General features: G+C 43.0%; 26 protein-coding genes. 15 read left to right on the forward strand and 11 right to left on the reverse strand.

The window, feature by feature from the left end; all coding sequences use genetic code 11:
- The first annotated feature begins 27 nt into the window (after positions 1-27).
- Together D6D85_RS05005 and D6D85_RS05010 are read left to right on the forward strand one after the other, a co-directional pair.
- Positions 28-1,425, forward strand: a complete 1,398-nt coding sequence (locus tag D6D85_RS05005; protein WP_125670976.1) for a TldD/PmbA family protein — start codon at positions 28-30, stop codon at positions 1,423-1,425.
- The gene (locus tag D6D85_RS05010; RefSeq protein WP_125670977.1) at positions 1,412-2,764 is read left to right on the forward strand and encodes a TldD/PmbA family protein; all 1,353 of its coding nucleotides are present in this window, start codon (positions 1,412-1,414) and stop codon (positions 2,762-2,764) included. Before D6D85_RS05005 ends, D6D85_RS05010 begins: the two co-directional genes overlap by 14 nt.
- On the opposite strand, the gene D6D85_RS05015 is transcribed toward D6D85_RS05010, so the two are convergent.
- From D6D85_RS05015 to D6D85_RS05035, 5 genes are all read right to left on the reverse strand, one after another.
- Positions 2,714-4,111 (reverse strand): acetate--CoA ligase family protein, encoded by a 1,398-nt coding sequence (locus D6D85_RS05015; protein ID WP_125670978.1) that lies wholly within the window; start codon positions 4,109-4,111, stop codon positions 2,714-2,716. The two genes, D6D85_RS05010 and D6D85_RS05015, sit on opposite strands and share 51 nt — an antisense overlap.
- Before the next feature lie 95 nt (positions 4,112-4,206).
- Positions 4,207-5,457, reverse strand: coding sequence for an NAD(P)-dependent hydrogenase/sulfhydrogenase 2 subunit alpha (gene shyA, locus D6D85_RS05020; RefSeq protein WP_125670979.1), 1,251 nt, complete (start codon positions 5,455-5,457; stop codon positions 4,207-4,209).
- Positions 5,451-6,185: a hydrogenase gene (locus D6D85_RS05025; protein ID WP_125670980.1), complete on the reverse strand. Its 735-nt coding sequence runs from the start codon at positions 6,183-6,185 to the stop codon at positions 5,451-5,453. The genes shyA and D6D85_RS05025 overlap by 7 nt, the downstream gene beginning before the upstream one ends.
- Positions 6,182-7,048, reverse strand: coding sequence for an iron-sulfur cluster-binding protein (locus tag D6D85_RS05030; RefSeq protein ID WP_125670981.1), 867 nt, complete (start codon positions 7,046-7,048; stop codon positions 6,182-6,184). Before D6D85_RS05030 ends, D6D85_RS05025 begins: the two co-directional genes overlap by 4 nt.
- Positions 7,017-8,054, reverse strand: coding sequence for a 4Fe-4S dicluster domain-containing protein (locus D6D85_RS05035; protein ID WP_125670982.1), 1,038 nt, complete (start codon positions 8,052-8,054; stop codon positions 7,017-7,019). The genes D6D85_RS05030 and D6D85_RS05035 overlap by 32 nt, the downstream gene beginning before the upstream one ends.
- Positions 8,055-8,292: 238 nt before the next feature.
- Between D6D85_RS05035 and D6D85_RS05040 the strand changes: the two genes are divergently transcribed.
- The 7 genes from D6D85_RS05040 (at position 8,293) to D6D85_RS05070 (ending at position 12,256) form a co-directional block, all read left to right on the forward strand.
- A complete protein-coding gene (locus tag D6D85_RS05040) occupies positions 8,293-9,159 on the forward strand; it encodes a hypothetical protein (RefSeq protein WP_125670983.1) in 867 nt (288 codons plus the stop codon).
- A gap of 235 nt (positions 9,160-9,394) precedes the next feature.
- Positions 9,395-10,057 carry a hypothetical protein gene (locus D6D85_RS05045; protein WP_125670984.1) on the forward strand — a complete coding sequence of 221 codons (663 nt, stop codon included), beginning with the start codon at positions 9,395-9,397 and terminating at the stop codon, positions 10,055-10,057.
- Positions 10,051-10,296, forward strand: coding sequence for a hypothetical protein (locus D6D85_RS05050; protein ID WP_125670985.1), 246 nt, complete (start codon positions 10,051-10,053; stop codon positions 10,294-10,296). Before D6D85_RS05045 ends, D6D85_RS05050 begins: the two co-directional genes overlap by 7 nt.
- Positions 10,297-10,331: 35 nt before the next feature.
- Positions 10,332-10,892, forward strand: a complete 561-nt coding sequence (locus D6D85_RS05055) for a hypothetical protein (RefSeq protein WP_125670986.1) — start codon at positions 10,332-10,334, stop codon at positions 10,890-10,892.
- 37 nt (positions 10,893-10,929) lie between these two features.
- Entirely contained in the window at positions 10,930-11,322 is a 393-nt protein-coding gene (locus D6D85_RS05060; RefSeq protein ID WP_125670987.1) for a hypothetical protein, read from the forward strand.
- A gap of 9 nt (positions 11,323-11,331) precedes the next feature.
- A complete protein-coding gene (locus D6D85_RS05065) occupies positions 11,332-11,988 on the forward strand; it encodes an RNA-guided endonuclease InsQ/TnpB family protein (RefSeq protein WP_125670988.1) in 657 nt (218 codons plus the stop codon).
- Positions 11,989-12,028: 40 nt separating this feature from the next.
- Entirely contained in the window at positions 12,029-12,256 is a 228-nt protein-coding gene (locus tag D6D85_RS05070; protein ID WP_125670989.1) for a hypothetical protein, read from the forward strand.
- A gap of 4 nt (positions 12,257-12,260) precedes the next feature.
- Here D6D85_RS05070 and D6D85_RS05075 read toward each other — a convergent pair whose 3' ends face one another.
- Complete coding sequence (locus D6D85_RS05075; RefSeq protein ID WP_237558759.1) at positions 12,261-13,274, reverse strand: radical SAM protein; 1,014 nt, start codon at positions 13,272-13,274, stop codon at positions 12,261-12,263.
- Positions 13,275-13,335: 61 nt separating this feature from the next.
- On the opposite strand from D6D85_RS05075, the gene D6D85_RS05080 reads away from it, so the two are divergent.
- The 5 genes from D6D85_RS05080 to D6D85_RS05100 are packed head-to-tail and all read left to right on the forward strand — an operon-like array spanning position 13,336 to position 20,493.
- Entirely contained in the window at positions 13,336-14,514 is a 1,179-nt protein-coding gene (locus D6D85_RS05080) for a DNA double-strand break repair nuclease NurA (protein WP_125670990.1), read from the forward strand.
- Complete coding sequence (locus D6D85_RS05085) at positions 14,507-16,105, forward strand: helicase HerA-like domain-containing protein (protein ID WP_125670991.1); 1,599 nt, start codon at positions 14,507-14,509, stop codon at positions 16,103-16,105. Before D6D85_RS05080 ends, D6D85_RS05085 begins: the two co-directional genes overlap by 8 nt.
- Complete coding sequence (locus tag D6D85_RS05090; protein WP_125670992.1) at positions 16,102-17,289, forward strand: metallophosphoesterase family protein; 1,188 nt, start codon at positions 16,102-16,104, stop codon at positions 17,287-17,289. The genes D6D85_RS05085 and D6D85_RS05090 overlap by 4 nt, the downstream gene beginning before the upstream one ends.
- Complete coding sequence (locus D6D85_RS05095) at positions 17,264-19,957, forward strand: AAA family ATPase (protein ID WP_125670993.1); 2,694 nt, start codon at positions 17,264-17,266, stop codon at positions 19,955-19,957. The genes D6D85_RS05090 and D6D85_RS05095 overlap by 26 nt, the downstream gene beginning before the upstream one ends.
- Positions 19,958-20,010: 53 nt before the next feature.
- The gene (locus tag D6D85_RS05100; protein WP_125670994.1) at positions 20,011-20,493 is read left to right on the forward strand and encodes an Hsp20/alpha crystallin family protein; all 483 of its coding nucleotides are present in this window, start codon (positions 20,011-20,013) and stop codon (positions 20,491-20,493) included.
- On the opposite strand, the gene D6D85_RS05105 is transcribed toward D6D85_RS05100, so the two are convergent.
- Positions 20,484-21,233, reverse strand: coding sequence for a PAC2 family protein (locus tag D6D85_RS05105; protein WP_125670995.1), 750 nt, complete (start codon positions 21,231-21,233; stop codon positions 20,484-20,486). The genes D6D85_RS05100 and D6D85_RS05105 overlap by 10 nt on opposite strands.
- A gap of 95 nt (positions 21,234-21,328) precedes the next feature.
- Between D6D85_RS05105 and D6D85_RS05110 the strand changes: the two genes are divergently transcribed.
- The gene (locus D6D85_RS05110) at positions 21,329-22,633 is read left to right on the forward strand and encodes an FAD-dependent oxidoreductase (RefSeq protein ID WP_125670996.1); all 1,305 of its coding nucleotides are present in this window, start codon (positions 21,329-21,331) and stop codon (positions 22,631-22,633) included.
- Here the strand turns inward: D6D85_RS05110 and D6D85_RS05115 are convergent.
- Genes D6D85_RS05115 through D6D85_RS05130 form a run of 4 tightly spaced genes read right to left on the reverse strand, consistent with a single transcriptional unit; the run spans position 22,630 to position 24,995 of the window.
- The gene (locus D6D85_RS05115; RefSeq protein ID WP_125670997.1) at positions 22,630-22,887 is read right to left on the reverse strand and encodes a hypothetical protein; all 258 of its coding nucleotides are present in this window, start codon (positions 22,885-22,887) and stop codon (positions 22,630-22,632) included. The genes D6D85_RS05110 and D6D85_RS05115 overlap by 4 nt on opposite strands.
- Positions 22,875-23,909 carry a DUF354 domain-containing protein gene (locus tag D6D85_RS05120; protein WP_125670998.1) on the reverse strand — a complete coding sequence of 345 codons (1,035 nt, stop codon included), beginning with the start codon at positions 23,907-23,909 and terminating at the stop codon, positions 22,875-22,877. The genes D6D85_RS05115 and D6D85_RS05120 overlap by 13 nt, the downstream gene beginning before the upstream one ends.
- Positions 23,903-24,247, reverse strand: coding sequence for a PadR family transcriptional regulator (locus tag D6D85_RS05125; RefSeq protein WP_237558760.1), 345 nt, complete (start codon positions 24,245-24,247; stop codon positions 23,903-23,905). Before D6D85_RS05125 ends, D6D85_RS05120 begins: the two co-directional genes overlap by 7 nt.
- Positions 24,237-24,995 carry a PAC2 family protein gene (locus D6D85_RS05130; protein ID WP_125670999.1) on the reverse strand — a complete coding sequence of 253 codons (759 nt, stop codon included), beginning with the start codon at positions 24,993-24,995 and terminating at the stop codon, positions 24,237-24,239. The genes D6D85_RS05125 and D6D85_RS05130 overlap by 11 nt, the downstream gene beginning before the upstream one ends.
- Positions 24,996-25,054: the final 59 nt, after the last annotated feature.

Raw genomic sequence — 25,054 nt, forward strand, 5'->3', positions numbered from 1 at the left:
CTTTACAGTAATATCGAGGGGGTTGTGATGGATCTTTTCCACATAGCCGAAGCGCTTATTCAAGAGGCCTCATATCCATATGCAGAAGTAAGAGTTCAGATAAATGATCAGGAGTTTATATGGCTGAGAAATGGAGAGCTGGAGGCTTATGGAACTGGATCCATGGGAGGTATATCTGCAAGAGTCCTAGTAGACGGAGGCCTAGGTTTTGCATCAACTAGCTCAGAGAAGAAGGCTAAGCAAATTATGGAGCTTGCTGCAAAAAACTCTAGGGCAGCTTCTAGAAAGGGAAAGGTAAGCTTATCTGAGGAGAGATTTGAAAGAGCGGAGTTCAGAGTCCCAACCGTCAGGGATCCTTGGGATGTACCGACCGAGGAGAAAATAGAGCTCTTAAAATCGATAGATTCAATAGCCAGAGAGGAGGGAATAGTGGCAAGAAGCATAATGATGAACATATCGAAGGAGATAACATACTTTCTGAACAATGAGGGAGCTTCTGTGAGAGGAGAGATTCCAAGAATAAGCATAAGCATGATGCTCACTCATGTATCAGGACAGAACTCTACCCAAGAATTCGAGAGCAAAGGAGGAAGCGGGGGATTTGAAATCATAAATAGCTGGAGACTTGAGGATTTCATGAAGGAGATATCAAAAAGCATGAAAGAAAGACTTGAGAAAGGAGTTCCGGCTCCAAAAGGTAAAATGGATGTTGTGATAGGCCCTCCCATATCAGGTCTGGTTGCTCATGAATCCACTGGCCATCCATATGAGGCGGATAGGGTTCTGGGAAGAGAAGCAGCTCAGGCAGGCGAATCCTTTGTCACAAGAGATATGCTGGGGACTAGGATAGGATCCGAGCTTGTCAGCGTTGCTGATGATCCAACAATAGAGGGAAGCTATGGGTTTTATCTGTATGATTTCGAGGGAGTAAAGGCAAGAAGAAGAATTTTGATGAAAAACGGCATTATAAATGAATTTCTGCACAACAGGGAGACAGCCAGCATATTTGGCATCAAGAGTAATGGGGCCGCAAGAGCGAGCGATTTCAACAGGGAGCCAATAGTCAGAATGTCAAATACCTTCATAATGCCGGGAGATAGTAGGGTGGATGAGCTAATAGAGGATGTATCTGAGGGAGTTTACATAAAGAGGTTTATGGAATGGAATATAGATGATAGAAGATACAATCAGAGGTATGTTGGCTCGGAAGCTTATATGATAAGGGGAGGAAGAATAGCTGAGATAGTGCTGAAGCCTGTTTTAGAGGTAACCACTCCTTCTTTCTACTCTAGTGTGGATGGGGTTGGAAAAGACCTAGAATTTCAGGCTGCTACATGTGGAAAGGGAGATCCTGCACAGGGAGTTCCTGTCTGGACTGGAGGTCCTACTATAAGGTTGAGGGGTGTTGGACTTGGAGGAATATGATGAGTCCTTGGGTTTTTTGGAGGATGTCTTGGATCTTCTGGATAAGCAGGATATTGATGAGGCAGCAGTTTATATGAGGAGCACGAGGGGGGATCAAGTAAGATTCTCTAATAATAAAATAGACATAGCAAACACATGGTTTGATTTCAATTTGGATATACAGCTTGTAAAAGACAGGAGAATCCAGATAATCTCCGTAACAAGCCCAGATATTGATGCTACCAAACTACAAATAGAGAGGGCCATGAAGGTTATGAGTTCTCTTCCTCCGAGGGAGGCCTATGACTCTCTTCCGGAGGGACCGTTTAGCTATCCCATAATAGAGGGGCTCTATGATCCAAAGCTTGAGGATCCAGGAGAAAGGCTTTCAGATATTGTTTCGGTAGCAATAGACTCTGGATTATCCTCAGGAGCAAAAAAGATGGCTGGATCAATAAGATCTGCTGTTGAGATGTCGTGCACTGCAACTACAACAGGAATTAAGGTTTGTGAGAAGAGGAGCAATGTCTATCTAGACATAAGGGCTTTTGTTAGCTCTGAATCCACGGGACACTCATTTAGTTGCTCCAGAATGATAGATGAAATAAAACCAGAGGAAGCTGGTAGAGAGGCCGCTGAAGATGCTGTTCTCTCCTCGAGACAGGTCAAAGTTGAGCCTGGAAGATACAATGCATTGATATGGTACAGCGCTATGGGAAATCTAGGAGGTGTATTTGGCTCTCTTGCAAGCGCAATGTCGGTCATGATGCAGATGTCCCCATATGTAGGAAAGCTGAATGAGCAGATAGGCTCGGGTTTGATATCCATAATAGATGATCCTCTCAAGCCTAGAGGTTATGGATCTAGGTCATTTGACATGGAGGGATATCCAACGAGGAGAAATGTTATACTAGATGCGGGCTTTCTCAGGACATATCTGCATAACAGGCTGACAGCTAAGGCAATGAACACAACTACAACAGCAAATGCAGGATGGGTAAGCCCTCAACCTTGGAATATAGTTATAAGCCCAGGAGATATGAATAACGAGGAGCTCGTACATGAGCTAAGGAATGGTCTTATAATAAGAAATGCAACCTATCTAAGATTTCAGGACTACAGAGCAGGAGATTTCTCTGCAATAATAAGAGATGGATTGTTCAAAGTGGAGAAGGGAGAGATCATTGGATCCGCTAGAGGACTTAGGCTGAGTGACAATGTCCTGAGAATTTTATCCAACATATTCGCTGTCGGAAGAGATTCAAGGCAGATATATCACTGGTGGATGGAGTGGGAGGTTCCAGTGGAGTCACCTCCGATAGCTGTGAGGGATGTCGGCTTCACCTCGGCCACTGTATGACCTTCCATATTCATAGAGGAAGTAGATAGCCCTAGCTGCTCTCTCCGGAGATTCGTAAACTGGAATTCCTGATCCCTCTATGATCTCTTTTGCTTTATCTGTCTCCTCTGTGTGAGAGACAAAGGATACCACAACTGGCCTTTTGCACTTCATGCTTGAGATCACCTCAGCTACTTCCATCGGATCGAAATTGGGAATGCCCATCAGGGGTATCACTAATATCGCATCGCAGACCTCAGAGTTGCATAGAATATCCAGCACCATTCTATATTGATCAGGTGTCGAGTTAGCTGTTAGATCTATGGGGTTCTCCAAGGAGTAGTAGGGAGGGAATTCCTTCTTCAGGACAGCTTTAATTTCATCGGGAGTTTTTGGAACGACCATTCCTCTTCTCTCAAGCTCGTCAACAGCCATTATCCCATATCCTCCCCCATTTGTCACTATAAACACCCTTTTTCCCATGACAGGAGGCTGCATTGAGAGAGCTTTGGATGCGTCAATCAACTCCTCCATCGAATCCACTATTACAGCACCTGCTTGTCTCAAAGCTGCTATGTACAGCCTGCTTGATCCTGCAAGAGATCCCGTATGAGATGCCACAGCTCTTTCTCCCGCCTCTGATCTTCCCACTTTAAGGACAACTACAGGCTTTCTTATCCTTCTTATTGCATTCATCAGTCTCCTTCCATCTCTCACTCCCTCGAGATATATCGTTATAACTCTCGTCCTTTCATCATCTGCCAGCACATCGAGTAGATCAGCTTCATCGACATCTGCCTTGTTTCCATAACTCACAAACGTGCTTATTCCGAGGTTCATTCTCCTCAGCATTGATAGCATATTTGTCCCCACGCTTCCGCTTTGAGAGAGCAGCGCTATACTTCCCGGTTTGCACCTTGGAAGCAGCTCCTCCTTAACAAACAGCATATCTATTCCTCTTCCCGGATCGAATATTCCCATACAATTAGGTCCTATTATCCTAACCCCTCCTTTTCTTGCCTCCTCGACCAATCTTTCCTCCAGCTCTCTGTTTCCTATCTCAGCAAAACCGGAGCTTAGAACAACCGCTGCCTTTACTCCCTTGGCTCCGCACTCCTTTATCACCTCGATTACATGATCTGCTGGCACTGCTATAACAGCCAGATCTACCACATCTGGCACTTCCATTATACTCTTGTAGCATTTCAGGCCAAGTATCTCATCAGCTGAGGGATTAATTGGGTATAGTTTTCCCCTAAATTTTGAGAGGAGCTGTTTTAACACGACATAGCCTATTTTTTCAGGGTTTCTTGAGGCTCCTATCACTGCTATGGATCTGGGATTCAGAGCTTCTGCTACACCTACCATTCAAACACCTAGAATCCAAGCTGAGAAACTATAAAGACCTTTAATCCCTGTATACTTCAGATAAATAGCTTAAGTGTTTAAATTCCCTATTAAAATTACATCTTGATCATATGAACTGAGCATGAGATACATGGATCAAGCGCTCTTATCGTCTCCTCTAATTTTCTCGTCACTTTTTCATCGTCCATTCTCCCAAAATTGTTTCTGGCCTCCTCATACAAGCTAAGCTCCATAAAAGCATGGTTCATTGCTGTCGGAGTTATTATATTAGAATATTTTATTTTTCCATCTTCCTCTATTCTGTAATGATGAACTAGAACTCCTCTGGGTGCTTCAACATAGCCTATTCCTTCCCCTTCAACCGGTTTCACTAGAACATTGTTAGCTCTAACTCCTTTATCTAACAGCTTTCTTGCTATTTCACCAGACTTTTCTAGGGCATATATTAACTCTATTGCTTGAGCCAAGTTGTTTCTACTGGCATATCCCTCTAGAAGCAGATCCTTATATCTATCAAAAAATTCAGCAGCAGTTGGAGTCAGATATTTGTTTTTGAGAAGCAACCTAGAGAGTGCGCCCACCATAAATATCTTTCCTTTATATCTGCTCTGCTTGGCAAAGCTATATGGGAGGGATTTCTCCTCAATGCACTCGTGATAATCGAATAGAGCTCCATCATCTGCCATTAATTTATCCCCAAGAAGGTAATTGTTTGTTACTATTTTTGCGTTGGATCTCGCTCCAAAAGGTTCCTGAGAAACAAATAGTTCCAATATTTTAGTAGACATTTTAATATACTCCGCAGAGTTTTTCTCAATAAATCTCAGTTCCTTCTCAGAGGGATATCTGCCAAAGCCTCCTGGTTTTATGTTGATTCCATGTATTTCTCTCCCTCCTATAAGATCCCTTATATAATTACCAAAGTTCATTATTGTTATACCATCTTTTACGAGATTCCAGTGCTTTTTCGCCAAATTTATCGCATCAGGTTGCCCAAATATGTCAGGGGAGACTAAAAGATATAAATGAAGCGAGTGGCTCTCTATCATCTCACCAAGAAGGCCTAGTTCCCTCAAGAGCTCTATTTCCTCTGTTACCTCTACTTCAAATGCACGCTCTATTGCAACAGTAGATGCTATTGAGTGAGAAAGATAGCATATGGCACATATCCTTGCCTCCAAATCTGGAACGTCATAGTAGTTTCTTCCGAGGGTGAGAAGCTCGAAGAACCTTGGTCCCTCCAGAAATCTGACCCTTACTTCCTTGACCTTTCCATTTTCTATTATTATGTCTGCCGAGCCGCTCCCCTCAACTCTTGTGAATGTTCTCATCTCTACTCTTACCATTTGAGCTCCCCTCCACCAAATGTTTTAAACTTTTTATGTATATATTCATCATCGTATCCAAGCTCTCTAAGAATTCTAGCTTCGCTAGCCGGATTTGCTCCCTTTGGAAGAGGACCTCTGCATCCTATGCAACCCACGCCAGATCTTAAACAGATTGCATTACAGCCTCCTACTGTTAGAGGACCTAGGCATGGAATCCCTCTTTTCACAAGCACACATTCGTATTCATTAAGCTTGCATTCAACACAAACTGGATAGTCCTTATACACCGGTTCTACTCCCTTCGCAAGCAGCATTAATGCTTGATAGAGCTCATCTTTGTCATAGGGACATCCGGGTAGTGCGAAATCAACTTTAACATATTCTACAATGGGTTTAGAATTTAATGCATTCATATAATTGTCTTCGATTCCTATACTCTCAAGTTTTTTCTTTATATCTCCCTCCACACTGGACTGCATATTTCCATGTGTTGCACAGGTCCCGATGGCCATCAGGAATCTTGAATGCTCTCTCGCATACTTCAGCGTGTCAAGATCTCTCTGCGTGGATACACTTCCAGATACAAGCGCTATGTCCACCGGCCCATCTTCCCTATAGCTAGATACCATATGAAATTCTTTTATTTCATATATAGATACTATATCAAATAGCTTATTATAAAGGAATACTATATTTAAAGCGCATCCTCCACAGCCAGTCAGCTCAAATACACCAAGAGTCTTCATTCTATCAGCCCCCTAGTAGACAAGGCATCCCAGTAGGTGAAAACAGGGCCGTCTTTGCACACATACTTTATCGAGCTACTTGTTCCAACAATACAGTGACCGCATTTGCCCACCCCACATCTCATTCTTCTTTCGAGTGTCATGTAAATCCTACCTGGGGAAAAATTCCTACTAAGAAGCTCTTTGACAACAAATTTGTACATCACAGGCGGGCCGCAGACTATAGCATAGGTATTCTCAGCATCTAATTCCTCTCCTTCGAATAGATCTGTCACTAGACCCTTGCACACGCTCTGAGGGCAGTTGCTTTTCAGTTGAGAGAAGTGGGGGGAATCTATCTCATATGATAGCTTTACATAACAGTTCATATGTTGTCCATGTTGCAATAAATTAAGTATTTCATCTTTGAAAAGTATGTCCTCATAGCTCCTCGTGCCATAGAAAAGCCTTATCTCAGCATACTTTCCGCTATCTAAAGCATACCACAGAACGCTTCTTAAAGGAGCCATTCCAAGTCCTCCAGAAACAAGGAGCAACTTGCTTTTCTCCATTATTTCCATAGGAAAACCATTTCCATAAGGCCCTCTTATCCCAATAACATCTCCTTCTCTCAGTTCATGCATGTATTTCGTCAGTCTTCCTGCCTTCCTTACGCAAAGCTGGATGTATCCCTTTCTCGTTGGAGTAGAGCAGATGCTTATTGGAAATTCACCGAATCCCCTGAGATCCACCATGACGAACTGCCCTGGTTTATATGTAAAGCCATCATTTAGATGTGGATCAATAAAACGGAGTGTAAAGAGCTTCTCCTTCGGAGTTAACTCCCTTACTTCAAGCAATTTTGCGCTGAAGGATCGGAACATCGCATAACCTCCCTCTTGCAATTTCATAGAGAACTTTGACATGCTCTATTTTTGCAGGACAGAATTCGTCGCATCTTCCGCATCCAACACAGTTAAAGCCAGCCTGTGGATCGAAGTAGCTCTTGCAGTAATATCGATTCCTGAATCTCTCAAGTCTAGTGGCTCTGAAGTTGTGGCCTCCTGCAACTAATCCATGGGTCTCCATAAAACATGAGTCGTATCTTCTTATTCTCTCAGCTTCATGAGGGCTTGTCCAAAGGTCACAGATCTCATAACATTTGCAAGTAGGGCAAACCATGTTGCAATTTCCGCATCCAAGGCATAATTCCTCATACTTTTTCCATATATCACTGTCATATGCTAGGTCGAAGAGATCGGCAAGTCCCTGCATATTTAACTCCTTTTTGAAGGATTTATTTCTCCTTTCCTCAAAATTCCTGAAGTTTTCCAGATCAGCTTCATCAGGCTCCTGAAGGAGGTTCCTATTCTCCCAGATTATTTCATGTCCTCTTACACTTCCGATTCTGATGAGCCATCCATCTGGAAGCTCATGAAGAAATAGATCAAAGCCATGCATTGCGAAATCAGTGCCCAAACTTTTACAGAAACAAAGCTCATCAGGCATACAACTGATGCCTATTATTATGGAGTTTTCTCTTCTCATTCTGTACAATGGATCCTCTGGATGGCTGAGATAAACCTTATCCAGTATTAGAAGCGCATTAATGTCGCAGGAATGAACTCCAAACAAAACCTTCTTCTCCTCATCCCATTCCTCTATCCACTCACCATCTTTAAGCTTGAGAACTCTTTCCCTCGGCTTTATGAAGAACTTCTTGGGAGGGATCATTGTTCTTGTATAATTAAGCGACATATCCTCAGGGTCATTAATTTTCTCAAAGGAGTATATTCCTCCTCTTTTAACAGGACCGTAAACAGTTCCCCATTTTTCAATACTCCTGTAAAATGCCTCAAAATGTTCCTGAGGTAACTTAAAGTACTGCATTTTTATCCCTCCTATATCATTATCTCTTGTCGGGATTTAAATAAAAATTTTTTCTTCTACATAGCAAGTGTTATACAGTTACAAATGTAATTTTTGGTCAGAAAAATCAGAAAAATTTCCTATACGCAGCATAAATGTAAAAAATGACGTTGTAAAAGATCTATCAATAAACTATAAAATAAAGAATTGCTATCATGCTAGTTAAGAGATATTAAGAAAAATTTTGCCTAAAATGTCGATGCAGACCATTATCGATACCTTCAACGATTTCATGCGCTACTGGACCCTTGCTTCTCCAAAGACACAGAAAGAAAAGCTTCAAGCATGGATGGCATATATCTCCAGCTATCCGGAGTTATTGGAAAAACAAATAAATAATTACAAGGAAATGGGTTTGAACTGGATGGAGTTTGCGGAGAGAGTTCTGTTTAGAATCGAGGATTATATTCCATTGATGAAAAAAGCTAGAGATAATGCTTTTGAGATCTGCAACAATGTATATGAACAAGCCACTAGGAGAATCAAGTTGAATCTTGATGTCATTTTTGTTTTGTATGTCGGTATTGGATGTGGAGCTGGATGGGCAACCTTGTACAAAGGCCATCCTGCATGTCTTATTGGATTAGAGAAAATCGCAGAACTGGGATGGTGGACCAAGGATAAACTGGAAGGACTTATAGCTCATGAGCTGGGACATTTAGTCCATATGATGTGGAGAAATGGCTTTAGATCATTTGAGGAGGAGGAAAAGGATCCTGCATTTCTTCTATATAGTGAGGGATTTGCAAAAAGATGCGAGCATCTAATACTGGGAAGGGAAACATGGAATGAAGCGGATGATGAAAACTGGATTTCATGGTGCCGAAAACACATTAAATTCCTAGCTAAAGAATATTTGTCCAGGATAGAAAAAGCAGCACCCGTAAATGATTTCTTTGGCGATTGGCTGAACATAAGGGGAAGAAGACAAACAGGTTATTTCCTTGGAAGAGAACTAATTTTATGGCTTGAAAGATCAAATAGCTTGGAAAGCATAGCAGTACTGTCCCCCGATGAGGTGAGAGAAAAGACAATCCGATTTCTAAGATTCATAGCAAAGAATTAATTTTCCGCTTTATAATTACTTCCCTCTTCTCTGAATGTTTTCTTTAACAAAAACTTTTTAAGAGAAGACCCTAAAATATATGTGCTCAGCGGGATTCGGTGGAAAATCCTAGATGCCCTAAGGAAGAGTGAAAAGCCAGTTGGAATAAGAAGGATATCCTATATGACTGGCTGCAGCATATCCGAGACTTGGAGGCAGATTAAGAAGATGGAAAAGATGAAACATCGTTACAAGAGTGAGCTACGGTAAATACAGGAGGTATATCCTCAACTACAGGAATCCGATAGCAAAGCCATTATTGAGGCTTCTTGAGACCTCAGAGAGATATTCATGGCTTATTGGAAGGGATATCTATGATGCCATCAAGCAATTGGGTAAATACTACATTACCGGCTTGTTCTCAGTAAAAGGGCTAGTTTTAAACTTTGTTATCCCGAGAAAGCTTATCATAGCAACTAGTGGGGAAGAGGTTGAGAAAGCAACTATGATGAAGGAATGGTTCAACGGCATATATGAGATAGAGGTTGTGGAGAAACCCTTGGAAGAATCTCTATTTATTCAAGATACCTACGGAATTAACATAGCTTCCCCAGAACAAGCTGTAGCAGATTCAGCCACCTTCTTCGAGCTGGACCCTATGGGAAATGCAGAAGTTCTCCTTCTTATATTGTATAGAGAACTTGATTTCCCTCTCATATCCAAATTAGCTGAAATTCAGAAAGCCCGTTATAGGATATGGTTTGTCATGAGACTTGGAAGGCTCATAGGAATGCCCCTTCCATCTGAGGACTTCAAACCTACAGAGATAGTAAGCGATCCAAGCTTTGAGAGGATAATAACCGCTGCATTTCTCCGCCTCATAAGATCCGGTCAGCTAACGGGGGATAAAGGATGGTAGAATGGTTTAAACCGATAAAATGCTGGGAAAAAAGTCTTTTTGCAAGGGAATCCCTTAAAGATATAGCTGACAAATTAGGATGGGCTCTTGGATATGATATTGTGGAGAGAGAAATGTTATACTATGATACAATGTTCTGCTTTCTCACATATTTTCCAGAGGAGCTAGTGTTTGTCGGAGGATCGATGATAAACAGAATTTACATAAAAAAAGAGGAATTAGATTCTCTTTTGACTTAGATACCGTGACAATTAATCCTTTTTCTGGAAAATCAATGATTGTAGAGAAGCTAATTTTATTGAACAGGGCTTTGGATGAGGAGGGATTTTCCACTCCACTAAAATTAGGGGATATAGAGCTCAGGCTTGGCGAGGTGATAATAGATACAAAGAAGGATATATTTCCGGATGTGCTGTCCCTTAAGAGAATAGTTCCAGCCATGACCTTCGGAACACCGATATCGCAGTACATAAGGTCTAGATATGGGGTAGATCCGGGAAGAGAGCCCTATGCCTCATATATTTCAGAGCTGAGAAATTCCCTTGGTTTCATGCCAATGCTTGAGGAGGTAAGAATAGAGGTGGGAATTTCAAAGAAAGGCTTTCAGGACACAGTGGAAGCAGAGGTAGGATCGATAATAGAACCTTATGCAAGGCCCAAACTCAGGTTAAAGACCAGAATTTCCTCACTGGAGTCCTCTATCTCAGCAAAGCTGAAAAGCCTATCGAGAAGTTTTTCAGAGGAGTTGTTGATGGATTTTGTAAGGGATTTGTGCGATCTAAGAATGCTTACATGGAACCCGACAAGAAAGCCTACGGTTTTAACCGTGGGATGAATTGACGATAGGCTTAAATATAGCTTAGGATAATTTCATGTCAAGCGAGTCGCTCATGAAGGCTAGGAAGACCATTAAGGCTAAGATTCTTGAGCTTCGAAAGGGCAAGGAAGAGCTTCTTAAACGAGAATACGAAAATTTTCAACGCTACCTTCATGGAGACAAGTCTGTCCTGCTCTATTCAGCTACACGTCAACAGGCTGAAAGGCTTCTTAGAAGGTTGAAGGGGAAACTTAAGCCGAACAAAGAATATCCAATGATTCTAAGAAGAGACATTTATAGAGCAAACACTAAGCTTACGCCTTATTGGCTAAAGATACCCATCTATGGAGTTAAAGGCGGGATAAACGTTCCAATTAAAACACATGAACCAATAACAGAAGACATGATTTGCAGAGAGGCTAAAATTTTAAGGCGAAATGGTGAATAGTTCGTCTACATAACTGTAGAGAAAGAAGTTGAAGAAAGAAACCCCAAATCAGTTTTAGCTGTCGATTTAGGGATAAGGTGGATTGCCACAACAGTAAACTCCAATAATCCGAAACCGAAATTCTATGACAAAGAGCTTAGACGTGTCAAAGGACATTATTTCTACCTCAGAAGGTCTCTGGCTTTGAAGAAAGCATACAAAACAATAAAGAAGATTGGAAATAAAGAAAGGCGAGTAGTAAATGATATACTGCATAAGATAAGCAGAGCGATTGTTAATGAGGCCTTAGAAAACGATTCTATGATTGTTCTCGGAAAACTCAGAGGCATAAGAAAGAACGGCAAAGGAAGAAAATTCAAAAGAAAATTGAACAATGGATTCCCATACCACAGATTAAGCCAATTCATAGAATATAAAGCCAGATGGGTTGGGATAAAGGTGATCAAGATAAGTGAAAGAAACACATCGAAAACATGCCATAGATGTGGGCACAGGGGGCTCCGAGTCGGAAGCCTCTTCAAATGCCCGCATTGTGGCTATGTGTGCAATGCAGACTACAATGGTGCGATGAACATGCTCAAGCGGGCTACGGGCTACATGCCCATAGCAGGGGCTGGTAGGGCATTATGCCCTGGTCTTGACACAGCCCTGAACCCGGTAGGATGAGGCCTCAGGCCGACAAACCGGGAATCTCCCGGCTTTAGCCGTGGAGAATGTCAAACTTAAACATGACAGAAAGAAGCTGAAAAGCTTAATAGAGAATGAAAAAATTGATATTAATGCTGTTTTGAGTAATTTAAATGATATAAAATCCAAGGGAAAGCATATTTACGAAAATTCGTGGCATCTCTCCCTTGTGAAGGAGAGCATGAGCTGGGAGAAGCTGTGTAGTGTCGTTGAAAGAGGCATAGGGAGAATTCTAGCAGACAGCTAATTTACTACTTTGGTATATACCTTCCCCTCATGTATATTTTCTGTCCGCATCTAGGGCATCTATACACACCTTCCTCGTATACAGGGGAGAAGTAGGTAACCCTGTGCCAGCTCCTTCTAATGAGAACCTTCCCGCAGTTGGGACATTTTGTGCTCTCCAGCTCCGGATCTCCAAGATTACCTACGTATACATATTTTATCCCCTCCTTCCTTGCTTTTTCAGCAAAACTTAGCAGATCCCTCAAGGGAGTCGGGGGTTCCCTCCATAGATGTGCTGGAAAGTACCTGTTTATGTGAAGCGGGACATCGGGGCCCAGAAGGGAGAGATGCTTGTTCAACAACCAGTCAGTACATTCCTCGAAATTATTTGCCTTTGGAACTAGTAAAAAGACTATCTCAACATGTCCGCCCATTTCAAGAGCTATCTTGGCATTTCTGAATGGTATCTCGTGATTTATATGAGGAAGAACTCTTCTTTGTGCCATTGAAGGACAACCCTTCACATCTATGCTCCACCCATCAGCTCCTGCTTCTATAAGCATCTTCATTGCTTTCTCCGTCTGGTAGCCATTTGTCACCATCATTGAGTAAAGCCCCTTCTTCGAAGCTAGTGAGAATACATCCATTATGAAATCGAAGTTTGTGGTCGGTTCATTGAAGCTGGCTGACATCCCCTCATCTCCCTCTTTTATCGCCCTTTCTACAAGATCCTCCGGACTAAACCTCTTCCTTCCAGATGGCCACCTGAAGCTTATGTGATCGTTCTGACACCAAGGACAGTAAAAGTTACAGCCCCAGTTGGAGAAAGTAAGAGCTGTGCTATTTGGCCAGTAATGAAACAGAGGCTTTAGCTCTATGGGTCTGCTTTCAACAGCACTTAAATCTCCATATCCTATGTGTTTAAGCCTTCCATCCGAATTCATGTAGTTCCCGCATGCTCCCTTCATTCCAACTGGAATTAAGCATCTTCTCTCGCATATCTCGCATACAATTCCCTTATCTGATGAGGAGTACAGCAACTTTTATCATGCTATATGACAGTTATTTAAATGCTGATGCGATGAAGAGAAAAGCTGATAAGTGTCAAGATCAGAATTTCTTATGTTTCAGGACATAATGGAGGAGGCATTGAGAGTCAGAGATATTATCCTGAGGTTTATAGACACGGAAAGCAGGGTTCCCATTGAGGAAAAATGGGTGAGATGCCATCCGAGCATCAGAAGCTCTGAGGAGATAATAGAGAAGTACAACAGGATAACAGGATGCGATGGTGGAAGCAACTCCTTCCCCCTTGGACCCGGAGATGTTGTTTTTGCTATATCAGCTGCCACATCAACCCTGAGCAATGATGGAATTCAGAAAGAGAGGATTTACCAGATGGGCTGGCTTGAGAGGTTCAAGCTTGATGAGAGGATATCCGCCATGAGAAGCTCTCTTGAGATGAAACATCTCATGAGAAATCTTAAGAGGGGATCAAAGCTCCTTCTGATGGACGGATCGCTTTACTCTATTCTGGAGGAGTCATCTAGGTTTGTGGGATTCCTTTCTAGGAGGAAAAGTGAGGGCACAAAATTTGATTTTCTCCCCGCTGAGTTCATACTTGATGTAGTGGAGAGGCTTAGAGATGAGCTCGGCAGTGAGGTAGAAAAAGAAAGAGTGTTTACGGGAGATCCCGAGAGCAGGAAGATGAGGGAGAAAATTGTGGAGGAGATAGTTGATAGATATCTGGAGGTTGGCTCTGAGAGAGGAAGATATGATTCCCTCCTTCTCTCCCTTATGGAGAGAGTTGAGAACTTAATGACAATGAGAAGACTGCTGGATCTATCGAGCTCGGCTGGCGCAACACTAGTAGCTATCTCAAAGAGATCATCTGGGAGAGAGGTTTTCAGGACTAAGATGCCTGATATGACCATAATAGACATGAGAACTAGGGAGGAAGGATACACAAGGCCCGAGTATCAGGAGCTCAGAGCCTCACCTTATTTTGAAACCATATGGAATAGTCCATATACTATAACAGTTTCATACATGAGATTGGAAAGAGGATCAAATCCCCTGAGAGTTGAGATCCTTGGAGCCAGAGATGAGAGCTTTTTAAGGGATATTATGGAAGATCTCAGAGGGATTTCAGTGAGGGGATATCCTTATCCTCTTCTCATGAGCCACATGCTGGCTAGAATAGGAGACAAGGATATTAAGGGGATAAGGGAGCTTATAAGAGGATATCTTCACGGTGGGAGGGAGATGCTCAATGAATGATGTAATAGGGATGATAGCCGAGGTCACAACTCCAACTGAAGTGGAGTTTGTGGCAAGCAGGGATCACATACCTCAAGTTGGAGATTATGTTATGCTTGAGTTCGATGGAAATAGGAGCATACTTGGCATGATAACGCATGTGGAGAGAGGCTCTATAGAGCTATCGGATAGATCATTAAGGTTTGCAGAAGAAGTGGAGAAGATAGTCAGGATGATTGGAGGGAAGCCGAGCAACTGGGCTAGGGCAACAGTAAAGCTTCTCGGCATGGTCACAAATACCGAGAACGGAGTTGAGCTCATGATGCCCAGATCTCCTCCTCCTACAGGAGGAGCTGTTGGAAGAGCTCCATCGGACGTTCTCAGGAGAATTTTCAGCGACGCAGGCCAAGTTAAGCTCGGCCATCTTCTCACAAGGGAGGATGTTGAGGTGAGAATTGATATAAATGAAGTTGTCTCAAGGCATTTAGCTGTACTTGCAGTTACTGGAGCTGGGAAATCCAACTCCATTGCTGTTATAATAAAGGAAGTTGTGGAAAGAGGAGGTCCTGTTGTCCTCTTTGACATGCATTCAGAATATGCTGGAATAGACTTGGGAAACGGATGTCCTGTAGTGGAGATAGATCCATTTTTAGATGTGAACAAGCTTAGCTTGAAGGAACTAGCTAGACTTCTTGGTATCAGCTATGAAAAAGCTGCGAAGCAGTATATATATCTGAGGAGAGCTTGGAATCTGATCAATCAAGCTTATGACAGGGACAGGATAAATGAGCTGATCAAGGAGGCTGGAGGAAGTCCGAAGGGAAGTGCTGATTTCCTTGAGTGCCTTGAGCTTGTGGTTAAAAAGATGATCGAAGCAACAAAGCAGGATAAGCCCAGAGTTCAGCTCATCGATAACGATATAGAGATAGAGAAGAAGGACAGGAACAGCATTTACAGCCTTCTTGCTAGGATAGAGAATCTGAAGGAGAACTATGGAAACATAATAAAGCCAAATGAGGGGGAGATAGCCGATAGAATTAGAGGAGGCACTCTTGTAGTGGTGAAGCTGGGGTCGGTTGACACCGATATATCGGATGTGATAGTGGGACATGCCCTCTCCACAATACTATCAAGAGCGAAGAGGAGGATAATACATGGAAAACACCACATTCCAGTTTTAACTGTACTAGAGGAGGCACATATCCTCATACCAAACGATAGAACCACGTATACAAGGGAGGCTGCATCAAGAATTGCAAGAGAGGGGAGAAAATTTGGCGTAGGCCTTATACTTGTCAGCCAGAGGCCGAAGAAGCTGGATCAGGATGTCCTATCCCAGATGGTGAATAAGATAATCTTGAGGATAGTTGAGCCAGAAGATCAGAGCTATGTAGTGAGGGCTACTGAATTCATGAGCGAGGAGATGCTTGAGTACCTGCCATCCTTAAATGTGGGAGAGGCTATTTTAGTCGGTCCCATGGTGAAGATACCCGCTATAGTGAAGTTCGATAAGTTTGAGGGGAAGAGGGGAGGAGCTAGCATAAGGGCGACCGATGTGTGGAAGATTTCTTCTGAAGACAGTGAAAACCAGTACTGGGAGATGATAAGATGAGAATAGTTCACATTGCGGATACTCACCTAGGAAAAAGACAGTATGGCATTTTAGAGAGGGAACAGGATCTGTACAACGCATTTGATGAGGCTGTGGAGAAGATAGTTGAAGTGAAGCCTGATATAGTGGTGCACTCAGGGGATATATTTGACAGCTACAGACCGGCTCCTTGGACCCTCCTCAGGGCTGTCAATGGAATAATGAGGATAGTTGAATCAGGAGCTAACTTCATCGCAGTTCAGGGAAATCATGATCTAGGTCCGAGTCCTGAGGGAGGAAAGGATTCCCCATTCCCTCTTCTGGAGAGGATATTTGGTGAGAAATTCGTTTATCTTGGAAGAAAGAGACCATTTATCAGATTTGATGATGTGATCATATGCGGGTTGCCGTATCATCCAGCATCCATGAGAAAACAGCTGATATCCTTAATCGAGGATATAGCAAAAAGCGTTAAAGATGACAATGGATTCAAAATAGCGGTGCTTCACCAAGGGATATCCCCTTTTCTCTCGGAATACAAGACCGAGATTCATAAAGCGGACATAGAGCGATTACCCTTTGACTACTTTGCCCTAGGGCATTATCACAACAGAAGGGAGCATAGCGATGGCAGGAAGATCTATGCATATCCAGGATCTACCGAGAACATAGAGGAGAGAGAGGTAGAGGAGAGCAGGGTTCTTGGAAAAGGATTTTTCCTTATAGATACAGAAAAAGAGGAGAGGAATTTCATAAGGCTTGAGAGAGTGAGACCTTACTACATACTGAAGAAGAGCATATCCAGCATAATGGGAATAGAAGAACTCATGAATGAGGTGAGAAGGATAGCTTTATCCGAGAAAATCCCTCCAATGATGAGAATAAGAGCTAAGACAAGGGAGGATCTGGTGGATGAAGTTAACAAAGCCCATAAGGATCTATTGGACGAGCTTGAGGGAAGATACCTCAGGATCTTCCTTGATATAACCTCAGAGGAGATGGAGAGAGTGGAGTTGGAAGGAGCAAGCTCGCTTGACATAGAGGAGATGCTCAGGGAATGGTTCAAGGAGAGAGAGCTTGAAAGAGAGCTGGGTATTGAGATCTACAGGGCTTTCAGGGAGGGGAAAAGAGGGGAGGATCTGAAAAACTTTGTCATGAGAAAACTCGAGAGGTGGTTGGATGAGGTTAATATCGGTCGATCTTAGGAACTTCAGATCCCATGTAAACACTAAACTTGATTTCTCAGATGGAGTTGTGGCCATAGTAGGGGAGAACGGGGCCGGAAAGAGCTCCATTCTTGAGGCCATAAACTACGCTCTTTTCCCAATGAGCTACAGAAATCAGGAGGAGCTAATGAGGAGGGGCTCAAGGGAGATGGCAGTCAGCTTGGTCATCGAGATAGATGGGAAGCAGTACAGGATAACTAGGACTAGAAGGGAGGGAAAACCTGAGTCGAAGCTGGAGGTTAAGCAGGGTGATATGTGGAGGCTTATTCAGCATGGAAGCCAGGATGTGAACAAGAGCTTGGAGGAGCTCGGTCTCAGATCTGATGTTTTTGAGAACACAATATACATAAGACAGGGGGAAATTGCCTCTCTGCTGAACGCAAAGCCTGCTGAGAGGAAGAAAATAGTCGGAAGAATTCTGGGAACGGAGGATCTGGAGGAGATATATGAGGATCTAAGGGATGTGATATCAGATATAAGACAAAGAGAGTCGGAGCTTGAAGGAGAGATAAAGAGAGTAGGAAGCCTGAGAGAAGAACTTGAAAGGGCAAGAGAGGATCTAATTAAGAAGAAGGAGAAGAAAAAAGAGTTAGAGAAGGGAGAAAAAGAGCTTTCCATTAAGATAGAGGAAATAAAGAGGAGAATAGAGGAAGAAGAAAAGAGAAGAGATCTTTACCATAAATTAAACGCTCAGCTGGAGGAGAAAAAGAAGGAGAAAGCTGAAAAGGAGGTGAAAAGAGAGGAGATAAACAGAAGCATTGCATCTAAGAATGAGGATCTCAGGGGAGTTCTGGGCCAAGAGAGCATAAGTGAGCTCGAGAGAAAAGCTAGGGTTTATGAACCGTATCTCAAGTACTGGCAGTTAATAGGGGAAATACAGTACATAAACAACGATATCATGAGATTGGAGAAGGAGATTGAGGAGATAGAGACAGCAATGAAGAAAATACCAGAGCTAGAGGAGGAGAGAAGCAGGATTGAGAAAGAGCTTCTTGAGGCTGAAGGAGAGTTAAAGAGCATGGAAAGATTGGAAGGAGAGCTTAAATCAGAAAGAAATAGTTTAATTAAGGCTGAAAATGAGGTAAATTCCCTCAAAAACAGTATAGATGGAATATTAAAGTCGATAGGCGTTGAGGATATCTTCGCTCTGAAGAAAGTACTGCTCGAGGCTATAGCAAAGGTAGATGAGCTAAACAACTTGATATCATCGCTTGAAGCTGAGAAAAAGAGCAAGAATAAGGAAGTATCCGGTCTTGAGGAGATGATAGAGATTCTGGAGAGAGGGGAGAGAAGATGTCCAGTTTGCTCAACTGAGCTTTCTGATGAGAGGATAAAGGAGGTAATTTCGGAGAAAAGAAGTGAGATAGATGAGCTTATAGTGAAGATAGAGGAGATTGAGAAGGAGATTACAAACAAAAGGGAAGAGTTAGAGAGAATAAAGAAGAAAGCCGATGATATGACAAGGCTGGAGAAGGACATCGATTTCATGAATAGAAGCCTTGAGGAAAAGATAAGTGAGGTGGAGATGAGAAGGGAGAAGATAAAAAATCTGGAGCTGAAACTTCGTGAGAAGTCTGAGAAAGAGAAAAGATTTGATGAGCTCAAAAGGAGAATTAACGAGCTCAACAGAAGCATTGGTGAATTAAGTAAACATGGAAAGACTGTAGAGGAACTTTCCAGAGAAAAAGAAATGAGAAGAGAAAAGCTTGACTCCTACAGGAAGAATCTTGAAGTCTTAAACAATGAAGCTGAGAAAATAGCTGAAGAGATAAGAGGAATAGCAGGAATAAGCACAATAGAGAAAGGACTTGAGCAAGAACTGGAGAAAGCTAAAAGAAGAAAGGAAGAAGCGGACAAACTTATAAGAGATCTAGATGAGCTCAGAAGAAGGCTGAATGAGGTAAATCTTGAGATAGAAGAACTTGATAAGCGGATAATTGAGCTTAGAAAGGAGATTGAGGATATAGGGTTCAGTGAAGATACCTATTCTGAGCTAAAGAGGGAGCTGGAGAACCTAAGCAGAGAGAAGGAGAAGACGGCTAGGGAGATTTCACAGCTGGAAGGAGAGATGAGAATAAGAGAGGAAAGAGTTAGATCACTTGAAGCCGAGATATCTGATCTGGAGAGAAAGGAAAAAGTCCTTGAGAGAATAAGAAGATTTTTAGATGCCTTGCATGAGGTTAGAAACGCTTTCAGCAAGGATGGAATCCAGAGAATATTGAGAGAGAGGGGAAAAGCAGCTATAGAGCACTACTCCAACAGGATATTTAGAGACTTCAGTCTCCCATACGAGAAGCTGGAGCTCACTGAAGACTACGGAATAAACTTGATAAGAGGGAATGAGAGGTTCTCCATTGAAAATTTAAGTGGAGGAGAGAAGATAGCTGCAGCTATATCTCTTAGGCTTGGAATTGCATTGGCAAAGGCTGGAAAAATGGACTTTCTCATAATGGATGAGCCCACTGTTCATCTAGATGATATAAGAAGGGAGAACTTGATGGAAATAGTGGATAGGCTGCCACAGTTAGGAGGAAGGATGCAGCTCATTGTTGTGACCCATTTGAAGGATTTTGAGACTGTTGCAGATCAGATAATAAGGGTTAGAAGGGACAGATCCGGAAATTCTATAGCAGAAATTGCTCAATAATAAAATATAGCTTATATACTTCTTGCATGATAAGCTACAGGAAGGGCGTAAGTATGGGAGATGATGAGGATCCAGTCGACTCTTGGTTCAAGGAAATAATGAAGATATTCATGCAACTTGAGAGGGATATGAGGAAAATGCTTGAGGACGAGGGGATAAGAGAAATCGAAAATGAAGAGGGACCCTTCGTATATGGGTACTATTATGGGCTTGGACCGGATGGAAAACCGGAGATAAGGTACTTTGGAAGCAGGGAAGAGATAAAAGAGGTCGATGAAGGAAATTATGATATAATGGATTATGGTGATAGAATAGTGCTAGTGGCTGAGGTCAAGGAGGAAGAAGTGCTTGTAGAGGTGCAGGCAGAGAAGATCAGAGTTGAAGGGGGAAATGAGAGAAGGGAGATTAGACTTCCATGTAGGGTGGATCCGGAGACTGCAAGCATAAACTACAAGAACAATGTTCTCACAATCGAGGTGAGAAAAGGAGAGGGGAGAGGAACGAAGAAAGTTAAGCTGAGGAGAAGTTATGTATGATATGGAACACCTTCCTCCTTCTTCCCCTCAACTTCCTGCGTCTTAACCTCCTTCGGCTTGGTGCTCTCTCTTATCACTTCATCCATTTCCACAAGCTCTGACATATCTGTTTTCACACCAAGCCACTGCTCCAACACGCTGAGAACCATCATCGCTGCCTTGGGATCAGGGAGGGATCCGGGAGTTGTTCCTAACAGGCATATACTTCTCATTCCCCTCACTTTAGCCAAGCCTACTACGACTCCAGCTGCTCCTGTTACATATCCTCCTGTCAGTCTTTTTACACCATATATCCCCATCTCATCAAGCATCTCCTCTGGATAAGCTGCTCCATAAACTCCGAGTCCCTCATCCGTCACATATCCTCCTAGGGAGACAACAAGCTTGGTTCCGAGCTTCTCAGCATAATCCAAGAGGAGGTTTATCACTTGGTACTGTCCCCAAGGTATTGGCTGAGCCTCTGAGGTCACCAAGAGAAGGGATCTTCCAGTGCTGGATCTGGCATGATATATCCTGTATGAGGGGATCTCTAGCTGAGATCCATCCACACTTATCCCCGCATTTCCATCAGGTAGAGGTATGAGATCCCCATATATCTCTGCTATCAGCTCCGCCTTAAGCTGGTTTATCAGATGGGATACAGCTATTTTGCTCACTAGACCCACTCCTGGGACTCCATGTATCAACACCGGATCTTTTAAGTCGACTTTCTTCAGTTCAACAAGCTTGAGAAATGACATACATCCACCAGCTCATGTCTCATGTAACCTATTTTAGCCTTTCTATTTTCCAGTCAAGTTTTTAGCTTTTTCAATAAGCATCCCTAGGATGAAAAATGAGAGTAGTGGTAATCGGATATGGGACTGCCGGTCAGACTGCTGCTTCTTTTGCGAAGAAGTTCGATGAAAATGCTGAGGTAATTGTAATAGAGAGACACTCATATCCAATATACCATCCCTGCTCCCTTCCGATGGTGCTGAGCGGAAAGTTCAGCTTGGATGAGCTCTATGAGAGGAAGCCATGGCCCGGAGTGGAGGTGATAACAGGAGCTGAGGCGAAGGAGATAGATAAAGAGAGGAGGATCGTGAAATATGAGAAAAACGGCACATATAATGAGATAGAATATGATAGCCTTGTGCTTGCCATGGGGCTGAAACCAACATTTCCACCCGTAAAGGGAATGGATTTAGAGGGAGTTGGGACTGTATGGGACATAGAATCAGTAAAAAACTTGAAGATAGGGGACAAAGTAGCGGTTGTAGGAGGAAGCGCGACTGGAATAGAGGTATCAGCAGAGCTTTCGAAAACAGGAAGGAAGGTCTACCTATTTGAGATGATGGAGCAGCTTATGCCTGGAAAAGTGGATCCTCCAATATCTTCACTCGTGGCAAAAAAGCTGACTGAAATGGGAGTAGAAGTTAGAGTGAAATCCCCACTGAGGGAGATATTGGGAAAGGATAGAGTGGAAGGAATTGATGTTGGTGAGAGGATAGATGTGGACAGCGTGATAGTGGTCACAGGAGCTAAGCCAAACTCGGATTTAGCGAGAAAATCTGGAATAGAGGTTGGGGAGACAGGGGGAGTGAAGGTCAATGAGAGAATGGAGACGAGTGTAAAGGGCATATTCGCAGCAGGAGATGTAGCAGAGGTGAGGGATCTGATAACAGGGCTTCCCACAACAACAGGCCTTGCATCAACAGCACTTGTACAGGGAAAGGTGGCTGGATGCAATGCTGTAGGCGGAAATGAGGTTTACAAGGGAGCTCTAAGCCCATTCATAGTGACCTTGGGGGATTATCAGTTCGGAGGAGTTGGCCTTACCTCATCTCAAGCAGAGAGACTTGGAATAAGACATGAGACCATGAGAATAATGGCATCCGATCTGCCAAAGTACAACAAGGAGAGGGACAGGGTGGTCCTCTGGGCAGTTGTAGGAGAGGATGGCAGACTTCTGGGAGCCCAGATATTCGGAAAGAGGGAGGTAAGGGGGAGATTGATGTTCTTAACTCTCGCAATAGAGATGGGACTCAGAGTTCAGGACATCAGAAAAATCCCGATTCCATATCACCCAGATATATGCGATGTGAACGATCCTATATCGATGCTCTCCGATGTCTTCCACTTAATTCACAAAAGTTAAGCTCTAGAGCTGCTGATAAGCTCGCCCAATATTCCATCTGCTTTCTCAGTCGATATTACCTTCTTTCCCAATATTACGGACAAAAAAGCTATAAGTGATGCATCTGCTTCTTTTGGATCCGTTATGACGACAACTTCCACCTTTCTCAAGGTTTCCAAAAGCTCCTTTAGGCTCTTAGGATTCTTATAAAGCTCGTATCCGCTGAGATCTATCCCTTTTGGTTCCTTATTTCCAACTATCATCAAACCTGGCATTGTATCACCTTCTCAACAGCCTCCACAGGGCTCTCGAGTTGTTCCACTAGATCCCTTACATTTCTCCTGTATCTTTTCGGGGATGACAGTATCTCCTTTGCTAGAGGAGCTGCCTCTTTCCCTGAGGAGAACCTCCATAGTGGAAAGCCCATCTTTGAGAGGAAATCGTTCACATACAAAGGTACATTTAATGGAAATATTGAAATAGATGGTGTTCCTACAAGAGCAGCCTCCCTCGACATGGTACCTCCTCCAGTGACAACAAGGCTCGAGAAGAAGTAAAGGGAGGAGGCATCAGGAGGAGAGGATGGTATTATTATGGAGCTTCCATACCTCCTGCTGTAGTAATCTCTTTGGTCCTCATATCTGGGCATTAAGACAACCTTATAGCCCATCTCAATAGCGATATCTATTATCACTGATATACCTGCCTCATCTTTTAAGTATGAGGCCTTGGATTCCTCCGGCCTTATTATAACAAAATCTCCGTCTAAACCAAGTTTTTCCACCTCTTCCTTTCTAGGTATGGCCTTTCTCATCCATGCAACTTCATCAACACCATTATAGCTGATAAGCGATTCTTTGCATGCCCAGTTTCTCAGGTATAATTCCTCCGGCACAGCCACAGGGTGTATTATCCTCCAAGAGAGCGGGAAAGTGAGCCTGCATACATGAAAAGCATGAGGAGTATCATTTATCGTAACTGCCCTTATTTTCAGCCCAAATGCAACTCTTGTTGCCTCTGGAGAGGAAAAAGATATGAGAATATCTGGTTTTCTCTCCTTAACTATGTCTATCAGCCCCATCATTCTTTCTGCATACTGAACTAGCTTATCCAGCTTGTTCTCCCCATAGCCTCCCACAGATATATAGCTCAGATCCCTCATCTCCAGCATCTGCTCTGTCTCCGCATACCTTCTACATGTTACTAGGAGCTCCTCTCCTCTTTTTCTCAATTGATCTGCTATTTCAGCCATCAATCTTGCCTGCTTTGGCGTGAGAGCATCGAGCCAGATCAGCATATGCTCTTCCCTGAGAGCTTTTCATAAGTCTGTTTTATAAACTCAAGTCCCTTTTCAAGCATCTCCTTGCCAGCATCTGTTATCTCGAAGTAATCTCTCATTCTCCCGGATTCACCCCTTCTCTTCGTCATCTTGACAAGTCCCTTGGATCGAAGAGATCTAAGCACTATGTAAGATGTCACTTTCGCAGGTCTCCATCCAAATCTCTTCTCTATTAAGGAGTCCAACTCATATGGATATTTTGGTCCCTCTCTTAAAAGAGAGAGTATATATATCCAGAGGTTTTCCCTCGTCATCTTCTCCTTCAACCTATCAAGAGGAATGTTATCACCCCACATATTCAGGAGATTGCTCCTCAGATTCCTCCGAAACCTGCTCCTCGAGCTCCTCTATCAATCTCCTTCTTATCTCCTCTATCTCAGCTATTTTCTTGTCTAAATGCTCGAAGTTCAGATTAAGCTTCATCACACTATCCATCATAGATAGAACAGCTCTGGAAGCCTTGGGATCATATGATATATCCTCTGCAATCCCTGTTATTGAGATATACTTCATGCTGTCGTTTTTCTTCAGCGCTCCCAAGAATGCACCTGCCAGCCCTATTATCGTTTTTATCTGCCTGTTCTGCAAGGCCCCGTGCTTGTAAAACTCCTCTATCATGGAGCTATCGTTCCCAAATATTATTACCTTTCCGGCATCATCTTTATTCACAAATCCCGTGATCACAAAAACTGTCTCTACTCCAAGATCCTTAAGGTATCTGACTATCTCCTCCGCTACCTCCATTTGTCCCCAAGGAAGCGGCTGAACTTGGCTGTAAACCAAAACTATCGGCCTTGTTGATGCCAAGTAGAAGTCCACTGATGGCAGATTGAATCCTCCTCTCTCATCTATTGTTATTCCTGCGACATTTCCCGGGAGAAGAAGGTGTTCTGAGAATATTCTGGCTATAAGCTTCCCCTTTAGCTCATTCACTAAGTATGCCTGAACCTGTCCGCCGACATTTGCAACTCCAGGGAACCCGGCAACCGCTATTTTCACTGGAGCCTTCGGCCTCTCATATTCTATGAGCTTTGTCCACCCCATTCGAGTCCCTCGAGCAGTGAGCTTGAGGAGGTTATTAAACAGGTAAATTATTATTTTGT

The organism is Candidatus Methanodesulfokora washburnensis (assembly GCF_003947435.1).
GTDB classification, from domain to species: domain Archaea; phylum Korarchaeota; class Korarchaeia; order Korarchaeales; family Korarchaeaceae; genus Methanodesulfokora; species Methanodesulfokora washburnensis.